Raw genomic sequence first — 2,169 nt, 5'->3', positions numbered from 1 at the left:
GTACGTTGTCGACGACGTCACGGTCAGCGTGGTGGCCGAGCGAGTGCAGTATCTTGATGCGAATGGCGATCTAATCACCGAGAGCCTGCGCGACTACACCCGCAAGAAAGTCAAGGAGCAGTTCGCCTCCCTGGATGACTTCCTGCGTCGCTGGCAGGATGCCGAGCGCAAGCAGGTGATCCTCGAGGAACTGGAGGAGAACGGCGTCTTCTGGGAGGACCTGATCAAGGACCTTGGCGACACACTCGGCGACGAGCCCGATCCCTTCGACGTGATCTGCCACATCGCCTTCGACCGCCCGCCCATGACCCGCCGCGAGCGTGCCGCACAGGTGAGGAAGCGCGACATTTTCAATCGCTACGAGGGTCAGGCCCGCCAGGTGCTGGAATCCCTGGTCGACAAGTACGCCGATGCCGGCATCACGCCCATCGAGGACATCAACGTGCTCAACGTCGCGCCCTTCAGCGAGATCGGCGCCCCCATGGAGCTGGTCCAGGCCTTCGGCGGCAAGCCTGGCTACATTCGCGCGGTCCACGAACTGGAAGACGCCCTCTACCAGTTCGGCAGCTGATGGCGGTTATTCTGTACACACCCTGATGCCGGCCACGCCCTGTGGATACGCCGACATCATCGCAACGAACACCAAGGAAACTCGAGACTCATGGCCATCAGCACCACCATCAAATCCATCCAGGACATCATGCGCAAGGACGTCGGCGTGGATGGCGACGCCCAGCGCATCGGCCAGTTGGTCTGGATGCTGTTCCTGAAGATCTTCGATGACCGGGAGCAGGAGTGGGAGATGTTCAATGAGGACTATCGATCACCGATTCCCGAGCCGCTGCGCTGGCGCCACTGGGCCGCCGACCCGGAGGGCATGACTGGCGATGAGCTGAAGGAGTTCGTTGACTCCATGCTCTTCCCGGGCCTGCAACAGCTCCAGGCTCGCGGCGACGACTATCGCGGCGTGGTGATCCGTAACGTCTTCGAGGACGCCTACAACTACATGAAGTCCGGCCAGCTGATGCGGCAAGTCATCAACAGGTTGCAGGACGGCGTGAACTTCAACAAGGCCAGCGAGCGCCATGAACTCGGCGACATGTACGAGCAGATCCTCAAGGACCTGCAGAGCGCCGGCAATGCCGGCGAATTCTACACCCCGCGGGCGGTGACCCGCTTCATGGTGGACCGGGTCGACCCCAGGCTCGAGGAGAGCGTGATGGACCCGGCCTGCGGCACCGGCGGCTTCCTCACCTGCACCATCGATCACAAGCGCAAGCACTACGTGACGACGCCGGAGGACGAGCAGATCCTGCAGCGCACCATCCACGGGGTGGAAAAGAAGCCGCTGCCCCATCTGCTGGCCACCACCAACTTGATCCTCCACGGCATCGAGGTGCCCGACCAGGTCAAGCACGACAATACTCTGGCGCGCCCGCTGATCAGTTGGGGGCCTCGGGAGCGGGTCGACGTCATTGTCGCCAACCCACCTTTCGGTGGCATGGAGGAGGATGGCATCGAGACCAACTTCCCCCAGGCCTTCCGCACCCGCGAGACTGCCGACCTGTTCATGACGCTGTTCATCCACCTGCTGAAGGACGGTGGCCGGGCCGCCGTGGTGCTGCCTGACGGCTTCCTCTTCGGCGAGGGCATGAAGACCCGCCTGAAGGAGAAACTGCTCACCGAGTGCAACCTCCACACCATCGTCCGGTTGCCCAACGGCGTGTTCAACCCCTACACCGGCATCAAGACCAACCTGCTGTTCTTCACCAAGGGCCAACCCACCGAGGCGGTGTGGTACTACGAGCATCCCTACCCCGAGGGCGTGAAGAACTACAGCAAGACCCGCCCCATGAAGGTCGAGGAGTTCCAGACCGAGATCGACTGGTGGGGTGATGAAAGCGACGGCTTCGCCGCCCGGCAGGAAACCCATCAGGCCTGGCGGGTGCCCATCGAGGAGATCCAGGCGCGCCACTACAACCTGGACATCAAGAATCCCTACCAGGGCGAACAGGTCAGCCACGACCCGGACGAGTTGCTGGCGCAATATGCCCAGCAGCAGGCTGAGATACAGGAACTGCGCGACCAGCTAAAGGACATTCTTGGCGATGCCCTGGGTCATGCCTCCCAGCAGCAGGAACAAAAACAAGAGCAGGAACAGGAGGAGCA

Annotated in this window: 2 protein-coding genes; both read left to right on the top strand. The window is 62.1% G+C overall.

Annotated elements, in window-relative coordinates:
• A partial coding sequence (locus tag RI841_RS16180) for a type I restriction-modification enzyme R subunit C-terminal domain-containing protein (RefSeq protein ID WP_310706657.1) occupies positions 1-571 on the top strand: 571 nt, incomplete at its 5' end.
• Positions 572-661: 90 nt separating this feature from the next.
• Positions 662-2,169, top strand: a 1,508-nt coding sequence (locus RI841_RS16175) for a class I SAM-dependent DNA methyltransferase (protein WP_310706656.1), incomplete at its 3' end; no start/stop codon positions are given.

Origin of the sequence: Halomonas sp., from assembly GCF_031581305.1 — a bacterium.
Lineage (GTDB): Bacteria > Pseudomonadota > Gammaproteobacteria > Pseudomonadales > Halomonadaceae > Halomonas.
Note: the sequence above shows the minus strand (reverse complement) of the source record. Positions and strands in the feature narration are given on the sequence as shown.